Genomic DNA, 20,904 nt, shown 5'->3' with positions numbered 1-20,904 from the left:
TTTTTTTAAAGTTGCTTGTCCAAATATGATATTACTTCACTGGCTTTGTCATAATCCTGTTGCATTTGTACTTCCGAAAAAGGACTGTAGCGTGCCATTTCACAATTTTTAAGCAAAGAAATAAATCCTTCGTTGGTAGTACTATCAACCTGTTTGTCATTCAAGAGGGATGCTATTTTATCCTTGCTGAATTCCGAAGTTTCTATTTTTAGTTTTGCTTTTAAATAATTGTGCAACGCTTTTTCCAAGGCAATATAAAAACCTTCTTTGTTGCCCAGTTCCTTTTTGGCTTTAGAAAGATACTTTCTTGCTAATCTATTGGCTTTTCTCACTTTATTGCCCACCACATCACTCGCAATTGCGTCCCGTTTTTTGCCAAGTAGTATGGCTAAGGGTATGAGTAATAATGGTAATAACAACCACAGATAGTAATTTCTTGTGCCAAAAAAGGTGCTAGAGCCAATAGGAGTTAAATTAGAACTCAGTTTTAAGAAGTTGAATTGATTTCCTACGGCTACTGCCTGTTTGTTACTGGTTCCGTTCGTAGGTGAGCTACCAATACTAGAGTTTGTAGGACCTTCTTTTACATTGATTACGATTTCGTCCGATGTAATGGTTTTATAGGATTTTGCATTTGGGTCAAAATATGTGAACGATATACCGGGAATAGGGTATTTACCTTTAAATGAAGGTACAATGGTATAACTGTTGCTTACCTTACCCTGTGAACCCGATAGGGTAGTGCGTACGTTCTCATTAAATTCCGGCTCGTACACCTCAAGTGAACCTGGTAGATTTGGCTCCGGCAATTGAAAGAGTTTTAGGTTTCCTTTGCCGCTAACCTCAACTTTTGCCTGCAAAGATTCGGAAGCGTTTAAAACTGTTTTGCTTGTGCTCACCGAAAAATCAAAATTACCAACGGCTCCACTAAAGTTTACAGGTTTTCCTTTCTCCGGTAATGGCTTTACATTAATGGTGCGTTTACCGGCCGAAACCGTTTTGTTGGTCTGTGAATAGATCCGGCCTCCAAAGAAATCTCTTTTGTTGGAAGGTACATCTACCGTAACATCTAGAGACAGGGGTTCTATTTCTAGTTTGCCCGATTTCTGAGGATAGAGCACCACACGTTTTAGTATGACGTATCTATACGGTTTTCCTTTATAGGTGCCGTTTTCGGCTACCGGTCTGGAAACGGGAATATCTTGACTCCAAAAGTTATTGTACTTGGGGTTGTCTAGCGGTTGGTAATTGGAAACACTTATAGACGGACTCACATAGAGTTTGTAAACCACGCTCAAACCTTCGTTTAGGTAAGGGTCCGTTTTGGAAACCTCTGCCACTAAGTGAAGGCTTTCGTCTGCTACGTCATCTACCGTCATTTGATCGCTAGGCTTATCTACGGCAGCTGTAACTTCAACATCCTTTGGTAAGGATTTATAAGTTTTGCCATCAATAACGATGGTAGCCTGCTTAATGGTCATGGTACCTCTGGTCGTTGGTGCCAAGGTGTAAGAATAGGTTTTGGAATAGCTACGAACACCATTGATCCAAGAGGAGCTTATGGATTGAGATGGCCCCATCAACACCCTGAAACCTTGAAAATCCGGCGGATTAAAGTTATCACCATCTTTGTTCATGGTAAAATCTATCCGTAACCTTTCATTTATACCCAGCTTCTCTTTGCTAAGTTTCATCTCAAAGGTTATGGCCGCATCATCCTGCGCGCTTACCGAAAAAACAACAAGCATTATAGAGAATAATGCCAAAAGGATTTTATGTATACTGGTCTTTACCAATCTTTTTCGTTTTTAACCTTAACGCCTTTTACTTTCTGGGCGTCTATTTTTTCTTGTACTTTTTTCTCTTCGTTCTGCATGGCTTCCAGAAGATTCTGGATTTGCTGTTTGCTTAATTGGTTAGGACGAGGTTGTTGTTGCTGTTCTTGAGGTTTATCGCCTTGGTCAGGCTGTTTTTTCTCTTCTTCCTTTTCATCGCCTTCGCCCTCTTTGTTCTCGTCTTTTTCTTCCTCGTTCTTATCGCCTTCGTCTCCTTCGTCCTTTTTATCTTGGTCTTGGTTCTCTTCTTTATTGTCGCCGTCCTTCTTGTCCTCGTTTTCGTCTTTTTGGTCTTCGTTCTTGTCCTGGTCGTCTTTGTTATCTTGGTTTTGGTCATTCTGCTCTTGTTCCTTTTCGAGCATCTTTTTTGCCAAAGCTAGATTGTAGCGCGTTTCTTCATCTTTAGGGTCGTTGCGAAGGGCTTCTTTATACGCTTCTACCGCTTTTTGATATTCTTTTCTTTTCATGAACACATTGCCCATGTTGTGATAAGCACGGTGTTTATCTGCCTTATTGGTTGCCAGTTCGCCTGCTTGTTTATAGCGGCCAAAGGCTTCACTATACGTCTCTTTTTTGTAGTAGGCATTAGCCAAATTGTATGGAGCAGCTGAGTTTTCGTCACTTTTGGCAATTGCCTTTCTGTAATCTATTTCGGCATCTATAAAATTATCCTCGGAAAGCTCTTTGTTTGCCTCCCAGGTTAAATTCCTAGATTCATTAAGCGCCTTTTCGCGTTCTTTTTCTTCTTCCTGCGCAAAAGAAACGAAACCGATAAAAAACAATATGAAAATTATATTTCTCATTTATTCTATTTCTTTTTCGTTGAATAGATTTAGTTTTTTAAACCACTTAGTGCGCTTATTCAGAACAAATATATCCAATAACAAAAACAACAGCCCAATACCCAAAAACCATTGAAATTGGTCTTTAAATTCAGCAAACTGCTTGGCTTCAAACTCTTTCTTGTCCATTTGAAGAAGCTGGTCCTTTATGTATTCTACCGCTTCCTCTGTATTGGCACCGTTAATATATTCACCATTGCCTTCTTCCGCAATGTCTATGAGAACGTCTTCGTTCAATTTTGTAATTACCACCTCGCCCTGTGAATCTTTTTTCAAACTTTCTACAACCCCGTTTCTCTTTATGGGAATGGGAGCGCCCTTGGTCTTGCCCACTCCTATCGTGAAAATACGAATACCCTCTTCTACCGCTTTTTCCACGGCATCTTTTGCATCGCCTTCCGAGTGGTCTTCACCATCCGATAGTATAAAAAGCACCCGGTTGGTCTGTTCTTCATCATTATAATACGTTGTGGCCAGATTAATAGCCTCGTTGATAGCGGTTCCTTGTGAGGTAAGCATATCCGTATTCATGCTTTGGAGGAACATTTTAGCAGCGCCATAATCCGTTGTAATCGGCAATTGTGGAAACGCTTGCCCAGCATAGGCTATAATACCTATACGGTCACTTGCCAATTGATTGATGATTTCCGAAACCAAACGTTTTGCTTTTTCCAAACGGTTAGGCGCAATATCCTCGGCCAGCATACTTTTAGAGACATCTACCGCAAATACCACATCTACCCCTTCTCTTTTTACGGTTTCTAATTTCGTGCCAATTTTAGGATTCACCAATCCTAAAGTAAGAAAGGCCAGGCCTAACAAAAAGAACAAGAGTTTTAAGCCGGATTTAAAATTGGACTTGTCCGGAGATAGGCGTTTTAACAGTTGGGTTTCGGCAAATTTCTTTTGCGTGCGCTTTTTCCAAAGTTGCAAAAGCACAAACAAGACGATGATGACCGGTATTATGGCCAATAAATAGAAATATATTTTTTCGTCTAATTGAATCATTCTGCTTTGTTCCTGGTTTGAAGCTAATACAAGTTTATGAAATACTGCGCTAAAAATTTCTTAAATAAAACTTCTGAAAAGCGTATTTCTTAGGAGCCATTCCAATAGAAGTAACGCGCCTGCCAAAAGCACCCACGGTCTAAATTTTTCTTCGTATTTGTAATATTTAAACTCCTCTATTTCTGTTTTTTCAAGTTTGTTTATTTCGTCGTAAATAGCCTCCAGTTTTTCGTTATCGGTGGCTCTAAAATACTTTCCTCCGGTTACTTTTGCAATATCTTTTAAGAGGTCTTCGTCAATTTCAACCTGCCGCATGCCATATCTAAAGGAACCGTCGCTGTTATAAGCTACAGGAGAAAGGGCATTGCCGTTTGTGCCCAAACCAATGGTGTAGGTTTTAATGCCAAATTCAATAGCAAGGTCTGCAGCGGTCTGCGGCTCAATAAAACCGGAATTGTTTACCCCATCCGTCAATAAAATAATGATCTTACTGGATGCTTTGCTTTCTTTTAGGCGATTTACCGAGGTAGCCAGACCCATACCTATAGCGGTACCATCGTTTAGTTGGCCGTACGTGATTTCACGCAGTGCCCTTAGAACAATAGATTTGTCGCTTGTTATGGGTGTTTTGGTGTAACCTTCTCCTGCGTAGGCAACCAAACCAATACGGTCATTGGGTCGTTCCTTAATAAATTCTGCCGCAACATCTTTTAGGGCGGCCAAGCGATTGGGCTTAAGATCCCTTGCCAACATACTGGACGAGACATCTATGGCCATAACAATATCTATACCCTTGGTAGTTTTTGTTCGCGTTGATATATCCTCGGTTTGCGGTCTCGCCATCGCTACGATTATAGCCGTTAAGGCCAATAACCGAAGTAAAAACAACAAAGGCTTTAATTTTGGGAGAAAACCGGTATTCGCAAAGCCCTTTATCGTAGGTATTTTTAATGAGGCTACCTGTTCCTTACGCTTGTAAAAATACCATAGCACGGCCAGTGGAAGCAGTAATAGCAACCAAAAAAATTCCGGATTTGCGAATGATATATTGTCCAACATCTATAATTCTGTTTTTACTTCTACCGAGCCTAAAATTCTATCTACTATTTCTTGGGCGTAAGTGTCGCCTTCTAGCCAGTTTATAATAATTTGCTGTTGAAAACCCTTGCCTCCAAAAAGCAAAATGCTATACTCTCCGTCTACCAACTCCTTGGATTCCGGAACAGGAAACTTACCGCTACCAAAAACCTTTATGCCCTTTACACCTGTAACCGTGGTAAATTCTTCTTGCTTGGTTATGATGTTTTTTGCCCCTTGTTTTTCTAAGTTCTGAATAAAAGCTTCAATGGATTTGTTGAATTCAGGTTCCACTTCCTGTGTTAGTGTCGTAGATGTGGTACCCACTGTAAAAAATCCTTCATCATTTCTATACATGAACATTTGAAGGTCTTTTATGTTGGCCTTCATATCTGGTGTAAGCTTGGTCTCCTGTCTTTTAAGAACTTGGGGTGTTTCTAGGCTAATGGGAGGATAACCGTAGGAACTGGATACCCAATCCCCTTCCAGTAATTCTTTTGTAGGATGGCCCAAAACGGTGTCTTTTACATATGTGAATCCATAATAGGCAGTAGCTGCTATCCCTGCAATTAAAAGTGCCCCAACAATAGCTAAACTGGCGTAGACAATCTTTTTCTTTTGCTTTTTCTTTTCGAGTTCTTCTTTGTATTCTTCCTGCTCCATTAATTCTTCAACCGTAGGTTCGGGAAGGGCCTCGTGTGTTTTATGAACTATTTGCTCAATGGATTGGCGGTGTTGTTCCGCTACTGAGGTATCCGGTTTTGATTTGGCAAACTTTACTAAATCAGCAGTCTGAAGAATGCGCTTGAACTGTTGAAGTGTATCGTTGTCTATTTTTAGCTCTCCAGCGTCCCTTAACAGTTCCAGTTTGGTAATAAGTTCGTCTGTGGTACTCTCCAAGGCAGAAACATGTACATCTTCTTCTAGATAGGAGCGGACAATATCCGTTAGTTCGGAGTAATAGGCCTTATACTCATCTTGAATAAGGTACTTAGACTTTTCTAAGTTTTTAAGCTCTAATATGGCCCGGTCATAAGGGGGTAGAAGTGCTACTTTTTCTTCCTCCGTTAACGGTTTTTTTCTAAAGAAAAACCAATAGACCAAAGCTCCTATAACCAATAGAACAAGAAGTATGCTTAAAAAGATTTTCCACAGGTGCGAGTTGCTTTTTTCGACCTCCATTAGCGGTTTAATGTCGTACATCTTTTGCGCTAAGGTGTCTACGGCTACGTTGGCTACGTTTATCACTTGGGTAGAATCGGTCAAGAAACCTTCTCCGTTAATTTCTATGCGCTGTGCAGGTACTTTGTACGAGCCGGAATCAAACTGAGTAAGAGCGTAGATTTTCTGCAATGTCATACGGTCGTTCTTACGTGTGGTATCCGTGGCAAACGCCTCTACCGTTTCTAAAGGGGAAAAGGTTTGCCCTTCCGGAAAGATAACCTGTGCAGTGGTATCCGCTTCAACTGTAACCGTAAATTTTATCTGCTCACCAATTTTAATAGAGGTAGTATCAACAGTGGTGTGAACCTTGGGTTTAGTTTGTGAAAAAGCAGAAAAACCTATGCATAGAACGCATAGTAAAAAGCATCGTTTTAAAAGCGATGTAGTATTGTTTTTAGAGTTTATAAAGTATTTTTTTAGCATTAACCTCTTCGCTTAAAATAACCCAATAATTTTTTCACATAACTTTCATCTACCCTACAGCTTAGGACACCACAGCCAGATTTGGTAAACGTTTCCTGAAAATAATCTACCCGTTGCTGGTAGTAAGCCCCATAAGCCCTTCGCACACTTTTAGACTGTGTGTTCACTAGGCTTATTTTTCCCGTTTCCGCATCTTGCATCTGCACCATACCTAAATTGGGGATGCTTTCTTCGTGCTCGTCGTAGACCCGTATACCTGTAAGATCATGCTTATTGCCCGATATTTTCAGGGTCTTCTCATAATCCTCCGCTATAAAATCCGATAGTACAAAAACTATGGCTTTTTTCTTCATTACGCTACTGAGAAACTTAAGGGCTTCGGCAACATTGGTCTTATTGCTTTTGGGCTTGAATTCCAATAGCTCCCGAATAATACGTAGTACGTGACTCTTTCCTTTTTTAGGTGGAATGTAAAGTTCTATCTGATCGGAAAAAAGAATAAGACCGGCCTTGTCATTGTTCTGCATTGCGGAAAACGCCAGGGTGGCTGATATTTCTGTAATGACGTCTTTCTTGAATTGGTTGCTTGTTCCAAAAAGTTCGGACCCACTTACATCTACCATGAGCATCATGGTGAGCTCCCGTTCTTCCTCAAAAACTTTAATGTAAGGTTCATTGTAGCGAGCGGTAACGTTCCAGTCAATATTACGGACATCATCGCCAAATTGGTACTGGCGTACCTCACTAAAGGTCATACCGCGCCCTTTAAACGTAGAGTGGTATTCCCCGCCAAATATATGATCGGACAGACGGCGCGTCTTAATCTCGATCTTCCGTACTTTTTTTAGTAACTCTTTAGTATCCATTTCTCAGCAAACAGTTTTCAGCAAGCAGTTTTCAGTGGTAGCGACAAGACGTCAATTACTACCGACAACATCTGCCAACCGCCCACCTTTTAAGGTACTTCGATCTCGTTAACAATCTTGTTGATGATTTCTTCGGAAGTAATATTCTCTGCCTCCGCCTCATAAGTAATACCTATTCTGTGGCGCAATACATCGTGAACAACAGCTCTAACGTCTTCAGGAACTACATAGCCCCTTCTTTTAATGAACGCGTAACATTTTGCCGCGGTGCCCAAATTTATACTACCCCTTGGTGAAGCACCAAAACTAATTAATGGTTTTAAATCTTCAAGGTTATATTTTTCAGGGTACCTAGTGGCAAAAACTATATCAAGGATATATTTCTCTATTTTTTCGTCCATATACACCTCACGAACGGCATTTTGGGCACTTAGAATTTGTTCTATGCTTACTACAGGGTTTACTTTGTCATAAGCCCCCAGTAGATTTTGGCGCATAATCATCTGCTCCTCGTTCAGTTTGGGGTAGTCAATAACGGTCTTTAGCATAAAACGGTCAACCTGCGCTTCCGGTAAAGGGTAAGTTCCTTCTTGTTCTACCGGGTTTTGTGTTGCCATAACCAAAAACGGTTTGTCTAGAGTAAAAGTCTCATCCCCAATGGTAACTTGTTTTTCCTGCATGGCCTCCAAAAGCGCGGATTGCACTTTGGCGGGAGCACGGTTAATTTCATCCGCGAGGACAAAATTTGCGAAAATCGGACCTTTCTTAATAGAAAAATCATTCTCCTTCATGTTATAGATAAGCGTACCCGTTACATCAGCAGGTAAAAGGTCCGGCGTAAACTGAATTCTGCTAAAACTACCTTTAACGGCTTTGGAGAGCGTATTAATAGCCAAGGTTTTTGCTAGACCCGGAACACCTTCCAACAAGATGTGGCCTTTGCCTAGTAAACCAATAAGCAATCTTTCGACCATGTGTTTTTGGCCAACGATCACTTTGTTCATTTCTAATATTAATAGGTCGATAAATGCACTCTCCTGTGCAATTTTTTCGTTTACCGCATTAATATCTACCGTAGTATTTTCTTCCATATTTCGTTACAAATTTTGGTTCGGGCCGGTTGTTATTAAACAGGCATGCAAATTGAAAATTAATTAGCTGCTAGGCTGTTAACGATTGGTTAAAAAAAATAGAGAAGCCCTATTTTTATGAAGTTTTTAAGGGATTTCTTTTTAATTTAACCGCTCTATGCAAAAGAACAATTTTTATTCCAAAGTTATAGCAGGAACTATGACTTGGGGCAGTTGGGGCAAAGGTTTTTCTAAATCCAGTATGATCGATGTAATGACACACTGCGTTGAAAATGGGATAACAACCTTTGATCATGCCGATATATATGGGGGTTACACTACCGAAGAGGATTTTGGAAATGCATTCAAAGAGGCTGGTATTGATCGAGAAAAGGTGCAATTTATTTCTAAATGTGGTATTCAATTGGATGCAGAGGCCCGAAAAAACCATGTAAAACATTACAATTACGATACGGAATACATCATTTGGTCCGCAGAACAATCACTTAAAAAACTAAATACCGAATATTTAGACATGCTTTTGGTGCACAGGCCTAGCCCGTTAATGCATCCTGAGGCCATAGCCAAAGCAATTTCCAAACTTAAGGAACAAGGTAAGGTAAAAAGTTTTGGGGTTTCTAATTTCTTTCCTTCCCAAATTGCACTCATAGAATCAGTCATCCCTATAGAAGGTAATCAAGTAGAGTTTTCCTTAACAGAGAACAAAGTAATGTATGACGGTACCTTAGATGATGCTTTGGCCAATAAGAGAATGGCCATGTCCTACAGTCCTTTGGGTTCTTATTTTAGAAAAGATGATGAGGTTTCTAAACGGATAAAAAAGGCCATGATTCCTATGTTGGAGAAGTATGAGGCTACAGAAGACCAATTGCTTTTGGCCTGGGTAATGAGGCACCCTTCTAACGTATTCCCGGTTGTGGGTACAGCTACCAAATCTAGACTATCAGCAGCTTTAGAAGCAACAAAGATTGAAATGGATAAAACCGATTGGTTTATTCTTTTGGAAGCCGCCAATGGTTATGAAGTTCCTTAAAAATAGATGTTATGAAAAAGACCGTATTAATAACAGGAGCCACTAGTGGTATTGGCCGTGCAACGGCAATTCTTCTTGCCGTTCAGGGGTTTAAGTTGGTGCTTTGTGGAAGAAGACAGGAACGTTTGGATGCTCTTGAATTTGAGTTGAGTAAAAACTGTGAAGTGGCAACACTTAATTTTGACGTACGCAATAAAGATACCGTACTTGAACGTATAGCTTCGTTGCCGGAAAAATTTTCCAATATTGATGTGTTAATTAATAATGCGGGCAATGCGCATGGTCTAGATCCTATTGATGAAGGAAATATTGAAGACTGGGATGCTATGCTTGATATTAATGTTAAGGGGTTGTTGTACGTCTCCAAAGCTGTCATTCCCCAAATGGTAAATAAGAGGTCTGGTCACATTATAAATATCGGGTCAACTGCGGGTAAGGAAGTGTATCCTAAAGGCAATGTGTATTGTGCAAGTAAACATGCTGTAGATGCGCTCACCAAGGGAATGAGAATGGATCTTAATCCATACGGGATTAAGGTTGGGGTTGTTAATCCGGGAGCCGTAGAAACGGAATTCAGTAATGTGCGCTTTAAAGGAGATGATGCTAAGGCAGATTCGGTCTACGATGGGTTTGATCCACTAAAAGCAGCGGATATTGCAGAAATTATTCACTTTGTAATTACTAGACCTTATCACGTAAATATTGCAGATTTAATTGTAATGCCCACTGCGCAAGCATCGGCTACTATATTGAACAGGTCGTTATGATCAATAAACGCCTCCTTGTAAAAAATCTGCTGGCTCATAATGACGAGAACAGTTTTTATGACAAGAAGCGTTTTATCTCCATTGGGGAGAAAGAGGGTAAGGCAAAATTCTTAAAACATGTTTGTGCCTTGGCGAACAGCAACCCTAAAAACAATTCGTTTATAGTTATTGGAGTAGAGGACGAGGATAATAAAATTGTTGGGGTAGATTTTTTTGATGATAGTAAGATTCAGAACCTGGTAAATGCTTATCTGGATAACCCACCGTTAATTTCCTATGAGAATATTCCTTTTCCAAATTTGCGAGAAGGTAAAGTTGTAGGTCTGGTTACCATACGTTCTAACGGAAAGGTGTGTGCCTTGCGCAAAAATATTTGGAAATACTACGGCGGAATGGTTTTCTTTCGTGAAGGGAGTATTAGTATGCCAAAAGCATACGGTGTAGTGCTCCAAGATATAAATTCTAGCACGGTTGCAACCATAGAGCAGCATGCAAGGAACAATATTGAATTGACACTAGACGGGGTGATAGATTTTATTAATAACCGCCATAAAAACCTGAATAGTGACTATAAAGTTTTTAAAGAGCAATTTGTAGTCTGTTGGGCGGGAAATAAGAAAACGGTCAAAAATAACGTCTATTTTTCTCGGGTAGATATTGAATTGATCAACGAGCAGGTAAAACTTTTTTATTCGGCATTAGATGAAATTAGTATTGCCTATGACGATGACTCGTTTACTATGATAGAGTATGTTCAGCTTGGGTTGGGTGCCAAACAGAGGTATTTTCAATTGGAAAAAGTGGTGATCCATTTTTTTGATAATGGAACTTATAAGATTGAAAGCGACCTAATTTTTGAACCTCCAAAGTACAATAAGAAAAACCTATTCCACATCTGGAACGCCAATAACGCCCTTCTGGGTAAAATTCAGAAAAATATAGAGCTAAAACCTTCTGAAAAAATAGATTTAAAACATCTGCCAGATAGCTATCTCATCTGTTATTTAAACGGTTTTGAAGAGGCCAAAGAGCAAATGGAGGTGGCCCGTAGATTATTGAAAAAAAATTACCCTAAGGTCTATCTTGGTATAAAAGAGGCTCTTAGAATCTTAAGAAAGGTTAGGTATAATTAAAAAAAATGTTTAATTCTTGAATACGGTGTCATAATCAGGTAAAGAAGGAATAGCACCATAACCTGTTGTAGTAATTGCACCGGCCCTGTTGGCAATTGATACCATCTCTACCAGTTGATCATAATCCGATAGGATAAGGTGAGGGTCCCCTATATTGGCAATTTGGTATAAGAGACAACCAATAAAAGCATCGCCGGCCCCGGTAGTGTCAACAGGCGACACACTTATGCTTTCTACCGTAGTTTTTTTGTCTACTGAACTTACTAAAGTGCCTTTTCCGCCCAAGGTAACACATATGGTAGGGCATCCTATTTCATGTATAGCGTTGCAGGCACGTTCCAAGTCCGACTCCCCTGAAATTAATTGAGCCTCTTCCTCACTGAATTTACACAGATGGGATTTTTCAATGAACCTCATACATTTTTTGATAAACGCTTCTTCTTCCCCTTTCCAAAGGTCTTCCCTAAAATTAGGGTCAAAACTGATAAATGCATTTTGCGTTATGGCATCAAATAAATAGCGGTCATAGGATTCCTCAAGACCACCGCCTAAGAACCCCGTTGCCGCACCAAAGTGAGCAATATTACCTTTTAGCTGCTTTTTTAAGGAGGAGTCATACTTTAGCTTTTTGTCCGCGCCCCGGCTAAAAACAAAGTCGCGTTCACCATCTTCGGCTAAAGAAACAAAAGCCATAGTCGTAAAGGTTTTGGAGCGTTGCGCGAGCGAAATGTCAACCCTGTTTTCTTTGAGCACATTCAAGAGGAATGTTCCAAAAGGGTCATTGCCCACTGCACCTATAAATTGACCTTTACCTCCTAGTTTAGAAATGGCGCAGGCTACGTTCGCAGGTGCACCTCCAGCTTTTTTGGTGAATTCTTTCGCTTTGGAAAGGTCATTTCCTTGCTTTATGGCTACAAAATCTATAAGTAACTCTCCTATGCAGTATATGGTTTTCATTGGTTCCGATGGATTGATTAAACTGGCGCTTACAAATGCAATTACTACACTTTACAATATGCTGGTTCAGTCTTAAATTAACTCTCTAAGTAAAAAGTTAGTAAATTTCATGAGGCGCTTCCTCTTGTTTAAGAAAGGTAACAAAATCAAAATTAAATATTTTGTTTCTATGTTATAAATTATTTGGAAGACCATTATATAAATGTTTGTGCTAAACAAAAAAAACCACTTAATTTAATAAGTGGCTTTGTAGTTGTTATTGGTGTAATAGATTAGTAACCGGGATTTTGGGAAATATTTGGGTTTTGGTCTATTACATTCTGTGGAATAGGGCTCATGTATTGACGAGGTTCAAATTTAGGTGTAAACTTTACTTCTGGCTCAACACTGTATGTCCAAACTCCTGAATTATCTGAAGGAACTGTGTTTCTAATAACCATGTTATGCCTGGCAACACCCATTGTTTCTTCTTGTTGCATTAGGCGCTTGTTGTCATAATAGCGTTTGTTTTCAAAACAAAGCTCAACTCTGCGTTCGGTATGTATGGCATCCCTCATTTCGTCTTGGCTTAGCCCTGAGGGAAGATCAGGAAGATCAGAACGGTTCCTAATTTTATTTATAGCGTCGTACACAGTTTGGTCCGGACCAACGGCTTCGTTTTGAGCCTCGGCATAATTCAGTAGAATTTCCGCATATCTATAAAAAAGATCGTTCTGACCGCTGGCGTCGTTACCGGGTGCTGCATCAGGATTTAAACGCTTTTTTTGATAGTATCCTGAATCACCCACATCGTTTGAACCCGCAAGGTCTATTTGGTTAAGGTTGATATCAGTTTCATCAATACGGGTATAGATTATATCTTCTTCTGGCATCCAATCCAATTTGTAAGGAGCACCATCATAAACAATGAAATCGTAGAATCTTTTTTCCCTGTTTTCATATGGGTTTTGAGGATCATACCCAGAAGTGGGGTCGGTTATCGGTTTTCCGTTTGCCATGGCAAATTGGTCTACAATCTCCTGGGTAGGGTTGTAGTTTCCCCAAGTCATATATTGGCCCAATACATAGGTGGGACCCCCACGCCTTTCATAATTGGACCCCATGCCGCTAATGTTCGCAACGATTTGTCTGTCCCAAATTACTTCTGAATTGTATTCATTAGATGCTCTCCATAAATTGGGAAGGTCATCGAACAAATCGTAAATACCACCGTATTCATCTATGAATTTTTTATTGGTGGCAGCGGCGGTCGCCCATCTGTTGGGGTCTGCGGTTGCAAAGTGAACAAAATTTTCTGTATCCGGTAAATAGCTAGAGCCACTATTGAATAAGGGGCTGGCGCCAAATAGCTCAATCCACCCTTTTAAAGCCAATGCGGCACCTAAAGTTGCTCTACCGGCATTTGGATCTCCGTTGTTATATTTTATTTCCAAATGGCCATTATCAACTATACTACCCAACTCATTGACTATAAAGTTGAAGGTTTCTTCAAAAGTGGCTCTAGGGATGAGTAGTTCTTCTTCCGTCATTGTATTTCTGTCCAATGGTTCGGTTAGAATTGGAAGACCGCCTATATGCATAAAAAATTCGCTGTAGAAATATGCTCTTAGAAACCGTAACTCATCTATACGTTGATTGTAATATTCTGGTGTAAAATTTTCTTTGTTGGCTTCCAGTTCTTTTAACCCTGTATTGCTTTTTCTGACCTTTTCAAAAAATTTCTCCCATGTATATCCGTTGGTAGGCCCATAAGTTCCTCCCCATGGGCTATCATTACTTGAGCCCGGAGCTTGGCAAATGCCTTGCCTCCAGTTAGATGCTGTGTAATAGTGACTGATGTTATAATCGTCCGTATAATAGTCCAGTTGTTCGGCAAGGGTACATATGCGAGGTATTTCACTATACACATCATTGACAAAGATATCGGCGTTACCTTCGGTCTGCCATTGGGTTTGATCCGTAAGTTTGGACTTGTTTTCGTTTTCCAAAAATTCTTCGGAATCGCACGAAAAAGATAGTGTTATAAGCAGTAGACAGGCTGCCTTAAAATAATTTATATTATATAAGTATTTCATGATTTCTATAAGTTTTTGATTAGAAGGAAATATTCATTCCGAATGCCAATGATTTCATTATTGGGTAGGAATTTTCGCGATCATCATATCCCAGTTCAGGGTCAATAAAATCTAACTTGCTTATGGTAAATAGATTTTGAGCAGTAAGTGTAAAACCAATTGAGGAAACATTCAGCTTTTCAGTTATGGTTTGAGGCAGTGAATACCCTAGAGAGGCCGTTTTTAAACGAAGGTAGCTTGTGTCTACAATCCAAAAATCCGAATCTTGGGTGTTATTGGAATAAGGAGATGGGGTAGCTCTTGGGTATCTGGCGCCTTGGTTATCTGGAGTCCATCTATTGTTAAAGTATTCGTAGGAAGTATTACTTCCGTTATTTGCAAATGGGGAAGTCAAGAATGTCTGAATATTTATGTCAGAACCTGCAGTTCCTTGAAAGAACAAAGACAGGTCAAAACCTTTATAGCTTACGGAAGAGTTTAGTCCGTACGTTGTAGAAGGGTAAACGGGTTTTCCAATAACGGTTTGGTCATTAGAATCTATTTTTCCATCAGGAACACCGTCTGGGCCACTCAAATCTGCATACCTTACATCTCCTGGGTGTAAGTCTCCAAATTGCTCAACATTATATCCGTCTGTTGCGTTTATAATACCATCGTTATTAATGTCGTCCGCAGTAGAAAATAAACCTAAAGATTTATAGCCATAGGGAGTGCCAAATGGTCTTCCAACTTTAGTTCTGTTAGGATTGTCACGTTCGGCATCACTTTGGAAAACTTCTATCATATTGTTTTCAGAATAGCTCATGTTCGCATTTATGGAAAGTTGCAGGCCATTATCCCATTGTTTTTGCGTTCCAATACTAAACTCAAAACCGTCATTGTTCATTTCTCCTTTGTTTTCTTGAGATAGGGCTAGGCCGTATTCAACAGGCAAAGTCACCTGAGGCGTTAAAAGCATACCTGTTCGGTCTTCATGAAAATAATCGAATTCTACGTTAAGTAGTCCATTGTACATGGTAAGGTCAAAACCAATATCTAATTTTGTGGAGATTTCCCAAGTAATATTAGGGTTTGGTTCATTTTCAATTTTAGATCCCTGAACTAAAACACCGTTGCCATAGGCATAGGCATTCCCTCGTAAATCATATCCGGCGAGGTATTGAAAGTCCGCAAGCTCGTCATCAATATAAGGAAGGTTTCCTGATTTACCCCAAGAACCTCTTAACTTTAAGTTGTTTACGTTGTTTACGTTTTGCATGAATTTCTCTTCTGAGATACGCCATGCACCGGAAAAGGCGGGAAAATAGCCCCATCTGTTTCCGGGAGCAAAAGAATAGTGTCCGTCATACCTACCTGAGGCCTCAAAAATATACTTGTTTTTATACGTATATCCTAAGCGGTATACATAACCAAGCTCAGAAGCGGTATTAGAAGATCCTTCATTATCATAATCCAACTTGTCTGAACTACCCAAACTTAACTCGTCTATCTCAATGGCAAAATTGTTCCTTCTTGTGTTAAAGTAGTCGCCTTTGGTTTCTCTAGCTTCTGCTACGAACAATCCTGATATGGCATGATCACCTATTGTTCTATTATAATTTATATATCCTTGGTAGGTGAACTTCTTTAGTCTTTCATTTTTTAACTGAAGCCAAGTGTATGGAGCGCCGTTGCCTTCTTGTAAAGAAATGGCTTCTGTATATGTGTAAGGTTGTTGTGTTAGGTCTATATTATGGTATTTATAAGGAACGTGCCAAAGTTTGTCGTTTCCTTGTTCATTATCAAAACTAAAAACACCCTTAACACTAAGCCCTTCTATAAAGGGTAATTGTTGTTCTAGGTATACGGAACTAAGTAGAGTATTATCTTCTTCTCTATTGTAACCATCTGATCTTAACACTCCAACTGGAGTGTTCGCAGAAGATTCTCCCCACTTGTCTCCTTCCGGGTAAAGTAAGGTTTGGGTAGGGACAAATTTGTAAAAACTCCGCATGAGGTGAGTTGGTGTTTCATCGGCATCAATTCCATCCGTGTTTTCAATTGTGCCAAGTAGTGACATACCTACTTTAGTATTGGCGCTTAAATTTGCATCTATATTAAGATTGTACGAGTATCTCTTGTATCCTAATGGTTCAAAAATACCGCTTTGGTCATAATAGCCTAAGCCGGCATGATATTGAATATTTTCTGTTCCTCCGCTTATTTCAGCATTGGTAATTTGAATACCTGAATTTTTCTTGAATATTTCTGGAAAATTTGCATCGGGATACCGGTAAGGATCTTGTTTATGTAAGGAAGGGTAATTAGCAATTAAATCCGGATCATTTGGAGGAGTAGTTCCATCAGGGTTTAAGTTAAAATAACCTTCGTTCTGCAGCGCCATATAGTCTTGTGCGTTCAGCATTTCAGGAAGGTAAGTAGGTTTTTGAAAAGCATACGAAGTGTTAATGCTAACAACGGGCTTTCCCGATTTTCCTTTTTTCGTGGTTATTAATATTACCCCGTTAGAGCCACCAATACCAAATGGTGCCACGGCTGCGGCATCTTTTAGAACAGTTATAGTCTCAATAACGCTGGGGTCAATTTGACCAATGTTATCTCTTCTAATACCGTCTACTACAACCAAAGGTTTATTGTTTCCTGTAGTTACAATACCTCTAATATGGATGTCAGGGTTGTCGTTACCGGGTGTACCTCCATTAGGTCGCATGCTTACCCCGGCCATTCTGCCCGCAAGCGATTGTGAAATATTCGCAGCAGGTACTTCGGCAATTTCAGCACCTTTCAGCGTGCTAATGGCCCCAGTAACCGTAGCTCTTTTTTGGCTGCTGTAACCTACTACTACAATTTCATCAAGGGCGGCCGCATCGGTCTCCATTGTTACTTCTACAGAAGTTTTATCCGTAAAATCTATTTCCTTGGTTTTATAACCAATGTAAGAGATGCTCAAAATATGTTGATCACCTTCTGCTTGTAAAGTAAAGTTACCGTCAAAATCAGACGTTGTGCCTACCGTGGTTCCTTTTAAGACAATACTAGCACCAGGCAGAGGTTCTCCTAAGTCGTCATAAACGGTTCCTGAAATGGTTGGTTGTTGTAGGGGATTTTCATTTTCTGTAATTTCTGCATTTGCGTTTAAAAGTGTTAGTAGGCAAATGGCCGTGGCTAATATTTTCTTTGGTCCCCTGACCAAAGAATTAACCGCAGAGAATAGTAGTTCCTCTTTGTTTTTCATGTTGAGAAGTTTTTTGTTGTGAAAGGTTAATTGAGTATCAAGGTCATAAACGTAGTTAAAATCCTAAGATTTATGAAAAAATTATGCAAAAAATTTCAGACTTTGCAAAAATTTGCATAATTCAATTGTCATTGTGACAATTTAGGCTTAGGTAGGTTGGTTGAATGACGACACAACTCTTAATTAACTAATCCAGTCCTACAAACTCTCTGTTAAATTGCCCACCCCTTCTTTGTCCCTTTTAAAGAAATCCACTACCTTATTACAAATTTTTAATAACTAGAGAAATGGATTTGTTCAACGAAATAAAAAAGAAGCTTAGTCACGAGTTTATAGATATTATAGAGTGGCTAGACAATACCAATGACACCATTGTTCATCGTTTTGAACGTTATCAAAATGAAATTAAGAACAACGCTAAACTTATAGTACGGGAGGGGCAGACCGCTGTTTTTATTAATGAAGGTCAATTGGCCGATGTTTTTAAGCCCGGGACATATACACTTAATACGCAAAACTTACCCATTCTAACCACGTTGAAAGGATGGAAATATGGTTTTGATAGTCCGTTTAAAGCTGAGGTTTATTTTGTGAACACCCATTTGTTTACCGATGAAAAATGGGGCACCAAGAACCCGGTAATGTTAAGTGACGAACGCTTCGGTCTGGTTGAAATACGGGCTTTTGGAACGTATAGTTTTAGGATCAGTGACCCAGGTAAATTTGTAGTAGATGTAGTAGGAACCGATGGTAATTTTACCAATTACGAAGTAAATGAACATCTTAAAAGTTTAATCGTTACCCGTTTTACGGATACGGTAGGGGAAGCCAATTTACCCATAGAACTTTATGCCGCTAATACTACTGAACTTTCGGAAACCTGCCAAGAGGTAATGCAACCGGAATTTGGAAGAGTAGGTATAGAATTGGAGCGTTTCTATATTGAAAACGTGTCAATGCCGGAAGAGCTTAAAAAGGAGATTTTTGAGTACAGCAGACTGGATAAGTTGGATATGGTAAAGCTTTCACAATTTAAAGCGGCCAAAGCAATGGAGGCAGCGGCCAAGAATGAGGGCGGTACCGCTGGGGCAGGCATGGGAATGGGAATGGGTTTTGTGCTTGCGCAACAAATGGGCAATATGATGAACCCGCAAGCTACCCAGCAGCCTTTTGGAGGACCGGCACCATCCGCTTCGGTTCCACCGCCAATGCCGGTTCAGGTTCAATATTATTATGCCGCCAACGGCCAGCAGAACGGACCTGTTCCTTTTGACAAATTAAAGGAGCTTTTTGCCAGTAGGACCATAAATAGAGATTCATTGGTGTGGAAGCAGGGCATGCAAAACTGGACAGCCCTAAAAGAGGTGGAAGAATTAAAATCGTTTTTAGGGGGGAATACGCCTCCACCGCTACCAACTAATAGTTAAATGATTTTTGTCTCCTGTTGGATGCCATCTTTCCAAAATAGAGGAACTGATTAATGGAAGAAGAAATAAAACAATCGGAACATAAAAAGCCATGTGCCAATTGTGGTGCCGAATTGAAGTTTAAACCAGGTTCACATCAATTAAAATGTGAATATTGTGGGTATGAGGAGTTCATAGAACGAGCCAAAAGCAGTTTTGAAGAGCTAGAGCTAGAGCACTACCTTAAGGTGGTAGGCGAGAATGCCTATACAGAAACTATTGATGTCTTACATTGTAAGAATTGCGGGGCCAACCAACATGTTGAAGAAAACTACAAGTCTCTTAAATGTATCTATTGTAGTGAACCTTTGATTCTTGAGGATATTGAAAAAGAGGGGTGGATCGTACCCGGTGCGCTTGTTCCTTTTCAGATTGATGCAAAAAGGGCCAAATCTATCTTTAAGACTTGGGTGGGTAAAATTTGGTTTGCACCCAATAAGTTAAAACGGGCCGCACTTGATCCGGAAGGGTTGCATGGCCTGTATTTGCCATATTGGACTTTTGATGCTGATCTACATGCCAAGTACCAAGGGCAAAGAGGTGATTATTATTACGAAACACAGCGGGTGAAGACCAAAAATGGAACGCAAACCCGTCAAGTTAGAAAAACAAGGTGGTCATCTGCATCGGGTGTAGTACAGGGTTTTGTTGATGATATACTCATTAATGCATCGGAAAAGAAAAGAAGGGATATCCCCGCTAAGATTGCATTTTGGAATGTAAAGGAATTGGTGCCGTTCAATTCAAAATATTTATCAGGCTTTGTAACGGAAAAATATACCGTTTCCTTAAAAGAAGGCCATCACTCATCCTTTCAAAAAGCAAAACAAATAGCCAATACATGGATTCATAAAGATATTGGGGGTGATACTCAAAGAATTTCTCATGCAGATATAAAGCTGGCCAACGAAACGTTTAAACACGTTTTACTCCCCGTCTATATTAGCTCTTATCGCTATAACAATAAAGAATATAATTTTTATATCAACGGGCAAACCGGGGAATTAAGTGGCACAAGACCCTACTCTTTTTGGAAAATATTCTTTTTGATACTTTTTGTCCTTGCCATAATTACGATAATTACGATTTTTGCACAATGAGAACATTGGTAATAGGTGATATTCACTCTGGCTTAAAAGGGTTGAAACAATTACTTGAGAGGGGAAAAGTAACCCCAAAGGACAAACTTATTTTTTTAGGCGATTATGTAGATGGTTGGAGCCAAGCCGTTGATACGGTTAATTTTCTGATCGGTTTGCGTAATACACATAATTGCACATTTATACGGGGCAATCATGATGAGCTTTGTCTGGAGTGGTTGAGGGACGGTAAGGACAACCCCCTTTGGTTACAGCACGGAGGAGGGGCTACATTGGCTTCTTATGGAAAGGCGGATAAAGCAACCAAAAAAAGCCATATTCTTTTCTACCAGAGCCTTGAAAATTACTATTTGGATGCTAAGAACAGGTTGTTTTTACATGCCGGATTCACTAACTTAAAGGGGGTTGAGCATGAGTATTTTAAACAGACTTTTTATTGGGACCGCACGCTGTGGGAGTTGGCAAGATCATTGAACCCTAATCTTGAAAAAACAGATGCACATTACCCAAAACGATTGGCGCAGTACAAGGAGGTTTTTATTGGGCATACACCTATTTCCAAAACTGGACCTGCGGAACCAAGACAGGCGGCCAATATATGGAATGTAGATACCGGAGCGGCATTTAAAGGGGCACTATCAATGTTAGATGTTGATACCAAGGAAGTTTGGCAAAGTGAACCTTTGCATACCTTATATCCCAACGAACCGGGTAGAAATTAAAATAGCTGGGTAATTTTTATAATTTCACTAGATAATTAACGATCTTTACA

The 20,904-nt window shown here is 39.8% G+C and carries 16 protein-coding genes; 6 read left to right on the top strand and 10 right to left on the bottom strand.

Going from position 1 to position 20,904, the window contains the following annotated elements; all coding sequences use genetic code 11:
* Nucleotides 1-5 precede the first annotated feature (5 nt).
* From Q4597_RS02140 to Q4597_RS02110, 7 genes are all read right to left on the bottom strand, one after another.
* Nucleotides 6-1,748, bottom strand: a complete 1,743-nt coding sequence (locus Q4597_RS02140) for a BatD family protein (RefSeq protein ID WP_303404807.1) — start codon at nucleotides 1,746-1,748, stop codon at nucleotides 6-8.
* Nucleotides 1,749-1,789: 41 nt separating this feature from the next.
* Nucleotides 1,790-2,638 carry a tetratricopeptide repeat protein gene (locus Q4597_RS02135; protein ID WP_303404577.1) on the bottom strand — a complete coding sequence of 283 codons (849 nt, stop codon included), beginning with the start codon at nucleotides 2,636-2,638 and terminating at the stop codon, nucleotides 1,790-1,792.
* Nucleotides 2,639-3,685 carry a VWA domain-containing protein gene (locus Q4597_RS02130; RefSeq protein ID WP_303404576.1) on the bottom strand — a complete coding sequence of 349 codons (1,047 nt, stop codon included), beginning with the start codon at nucleotides 3,683-3,685 and terminating at the stop codon, nucleotides 2,639-2,641.
* A gap of 60 nt (nucleotides 3,686-3,745) precedes the next feature.
* Nucleotides 3,746-4,744, bottom strand: coding sequence for a VWA domain-containing protein (locus Q4597_RS02125; RefSeq protein WP_215913606.1), 999 nt, complete (start codon nucleotides 4,742-4,744; stop codon nucleotides 3,746-3,748).
* Nucleotides 4,745-6,409: a hypothetical protein gene (locus Q4597_RS02120; protein ID WP_303404575.1), complete on the bottom strand. Its 1,665-nt coding sequence runs from the start codon at nucleotides 6,407-6,409 to the stop codon at nucleotides 4,745-4,747.
* Nucleotides 6,409-7,275 (bottom strand): DUF58 domain-containing protein, encoded by an 867-nt coding sequence (locus Q4597_RS02115; RefSeq protein ID WP_215437200.1) that lies wholly within the window; start codon nucleotides 7,273-7,275, stop codon nucleotides 6,409-6,411. Before Q4597_RS02115 ends, Q4597_RS02120 begins: the two co-directional genes overlap by 1 nt.
* 89 nt (nucleotides 7,276-7,364) lie before the next feature.
* The gene (locus Q4597_RS02110) at nucleotides 7,365-8,366 is read right to left on the bottom strand and encodes a MoxR family ATPase (RefSeq protein WP_215437203.1); all 1,002 of its coding nucleotides are present in this window, start codon (nucleotides 8,364-8,366) and stop codon (nucleotides 7,365-7,367) included.
* Nucleotides 8,367-8,523: 157 nt separating this feature from the next.
* Here Q4597_RS02110 and Q4597_RS02105 point away from each other — a divergent pair, with 157 nt between their 5' ends.
* The 3 genes from Q4597_RS02105 to Q4597_RS02095 are packed head-to-tail and all read left to right on the top strand — an operon-like array spanning nucleotide 8,524 to nucleotide 11,299.
* Nucleotides 8,524-9,399, top strand: coding sequence for an aldo/keto reductase family oxidoreductase (locus Q4597_RS02105; RefSeq protein WP_303404574.1), 876 nt, complete (start codon nucleotides 8,524-8,526; stop codon nucleotides 9,397-9,399).
* Nucleotides 9,400-9,410: 11 nt separating this feature from the next.
* The gene (locus Q4597_RS02100; RefSeq protein WP_303404573.1) at nucleotides 9,411-10,166 is read left to right on the top strand and encodes an SDR family NAD(P)-dependent oxidoreductase; all 756 of its coding nucleotides are present in this window, start codon (nucleotides 9,411-9,413) and stop codon (nucleotides 10,164-10,166) included.
* Complete coding sequence (locus Q4597_RS02095) at nucleotides 10,163-11,299, top strand: ATP-binding protein (RefSeq protein WP_289060527.1); 1,137 nt, start codon at nucleotides 10,163-10,165, stop codon at nucleotides 11,297-11,299. The genes Q4597_RS02100 and Q4597_RS02095 overlap by 4 nt, the downstream gene beginning before the upstream one ends.
* Nucleotides 11,300-11,308: 9 nt before the next feature.
* On the opposite strand, the gene Q4597_RS02090 is transcribed toward Q4597_RS02095, so the two are convergent.
* The 3 genes from Q4597_RS02090 to Q4597_RS02080 all read right to left on the bottom strand — a co-directional run bounded on the left by Q4597_RS02090 (nucleotide 11,309) and on the right by Q4597_RS02080 (nucleotide 17,566).
* Complete coding sequence (locus Q4597_RS02090) at nucleotides 11,309-12,256, bottom strand: carbohydrate kinase (RefSeq protein ID WP_289060528.1); 948 nt, start codon at nucleotides 12,254-12,256, stop codon at nucleotides 11,309-11,311.
* 272 nt (nucleotides 12,257-12,528) lie between these two features.
* Nucleotides 12,529-14,331: a RagB/SusD family nutrient uptake outer membrane protein gene (locus Q4597_RS02085; protein ID WP_303404572.1), complete on the bottom strand. Its 1,803-nt coding sequence runs from the start codon at nucleotides 14,329-14,331 to the stop codon at nucleotides 12,529-12,531.
* 19 nt (nucleotides 14,332-14,350) lie between these two features.
* Nucleotides 14,351-17,566, bottom strand: coding sequence for a TonB-dependent receptor (locus Q4597_RS02080; protein ID WP_215913613.1), 3,216 nt, complete (start codon nucleotides 17,564-17,566; stop codon nucleotides 14,351-14,353).
* Nucleotides 17,567-17,853: 287 nt separating this feature from the next.
* Here Q4597_RS02080 and Q4597_RS02075 point away from each other — a divergent pair, with 287 nt between their 5' ends.
* Genes Q4597_RS02075 through Q4597_RS02065 form a run of 3 tightly spaced genes read left to right on the top strand, consistent with a single transcriptional unit; the run spans nucleotide 17,854 to nucleotide 20,854 of the window.
* Complete coding sequence (locus Q4597_RS02075; RefSeq protein ID WP_289060530.1) at nucleotides 17,854-18,993, top strand: SPFH domain-containing protein; 1,140 nt, start codon at nucleotides 17,854-17,856, stop codon at nucleotides 18,991-18,993.
* A gap of 53 nt (nucleotides 18,994-19,046) precedes the next feature.
* Nucleotides 19,047-20,132 (top strand): DNA helicase PriA, encoded by a 1,086-nt coding sequence (locus Q4597_RS02070; protein WP_303404571.1) that lies wholly within the window; start codon nucleotides 19,047-19,049, stop codon nucleotides 20,130-20,132.
* Nucleotides 20,129-20,854, top strand: coding sequence for a metallophosphoesterase (locus Q4597_RS02065; RefSeq protein ID WP_303404570.1), 726 nt, complete (start codon nucleotides 20,129-20,131; stop codon nucleotides 20,852-20,854). The genes Q4597_RS02070 and Q4597_RS02065 overlap by 4 nt, the downstream gene beginning before the upstream one ends.
* Nucleotides 20,855-20,904 lie beyond the last annotated feature (50 nt).

The organism is Zobellia sp. 1_MG-2023 (genome assembly GCF_030549125.1).
Classification (GTDB): domain Bacteria; phylum Bacteroidota; class Bacteroidia; order Flavobacteriales; family Flavobacteriaceae; genus Zobellia; species Zobellia russellii.
The sequence above is the reverse complement of the archived record's forward strand: the minus strand, read 5'-3'. Positions and strand labels throughout refer to the sequence as shown.

Bases quoted from the DNA above. Each gene is read 5' to 3' on its own strand.
- Q4597_RS02140 (WP_303404807.1), bottom strand. From the start codon at position 1,748: ATGCTTGTTGTTTTTTCGGTAAGCGCGCAGGATGATGCGGCCATAACC.
- Q4597_RS02135 (WP_303404577.1), bottom strand. From the start codon at position 2,638: ATGAGAAATATAATTTTCATATTGTTTTTTATCGGTTTCGTTTCTTTT.
- Q4597_RS02130 (WP_303404576.1), bottom strand. From the start codon at position 3,685: ATGATTCAATTAGACGAAAAAATATATTTCTATTTATTGGCCATAATA.
- Q4597_RS02125 (WP_215913606.1), bottom strand. From the start codon at position 4,744: ATGTTGGACAATATATCATTCGCAAATCCGGAATTTTTTTGGTTGCTA.
- Q4597_RS02120 (WP_303404575.1), bottom strand. From the start codon at position 6,409: ATGCTAAAAAAATACTTTATAAACTCTAAAAACAATACTACATCGCTT.
- Q4597_RS02115 (WP_215437200.1), bottom strand. From the start codon at position 7,275: ATGGATACTAAAGAGTTACTAAAAAAAGTACGGAAGATCGAGATTAAG.
- Q4597_RS02110 (WP_215437203.1), bottom strand. From the start codon at position 8,366: ATGGAAGAAAATACTACGGTAGATATTAATGCGGTAAACGAAAAAATT.
- Q4597_RS02105 (WP_303404574.1), top strand. From the start codon at position 8,524: ATGCAAAAGAACAATTTTTATTCCAAAGTTATAGCAGGAACTATGACT.
- Q4597_RS02100 (WP_303404573.1), top strand. From the start codon at position 9,411: ATGAAAAAGACCGTATTAATAACAGGAGCCACTAGTGGTATTGGCCGT.
- Q4597_RS02095 (WP_289060527.1), top strand. From the start codon at position 10,163: ATGATCAATAAACGCCTCCTTGTAAAAAATCTGCTGGCTCATAATGAC.
- Q4597_RS02090 (WP_289060528.1), bottom strand. From the start codon at position 12,256: ATGAAAACCATATACTGCATAGGAGAGTTACTTATAGATTTTGTAGCC.
- Q4597_RS02085 (WP_303404572.1), bottom strand. From the start codon at position 14,331: ATGAAATACTTATATAATATAAATTATTTTAAGGCAGCCTGTCTACTG.
- Q4597_RS02080 (WP_215913613.1), bottom strand. From the start codon at position 17,566: ATGAAAAACAAAGAGGAACTACTATTCTCTGCGGTTAATTCTTTGGTC.
- Q4597_RS02075 (WP_289060530.1), top strand. From the start codon at position 17,854: ATGGATTTGTTCAACGAAATAAAAAAGAAGCTTAGTCACGAGTTTATA.
- Q4597_RS02070 (WP_303404571.1), top strand. From the start codon at position 19,047: ATGGAAGAAGAAATAAAACAATCGGAACATAAAAAGCCATGTGCCAAT.
- Q4597_RS02065 (WP_303404570.1), top strand. From the start codon at position 20,129: ATGAGAACATTGGTAATAGGTGATATTCACTCTGGCTTAAAAGGGTTG.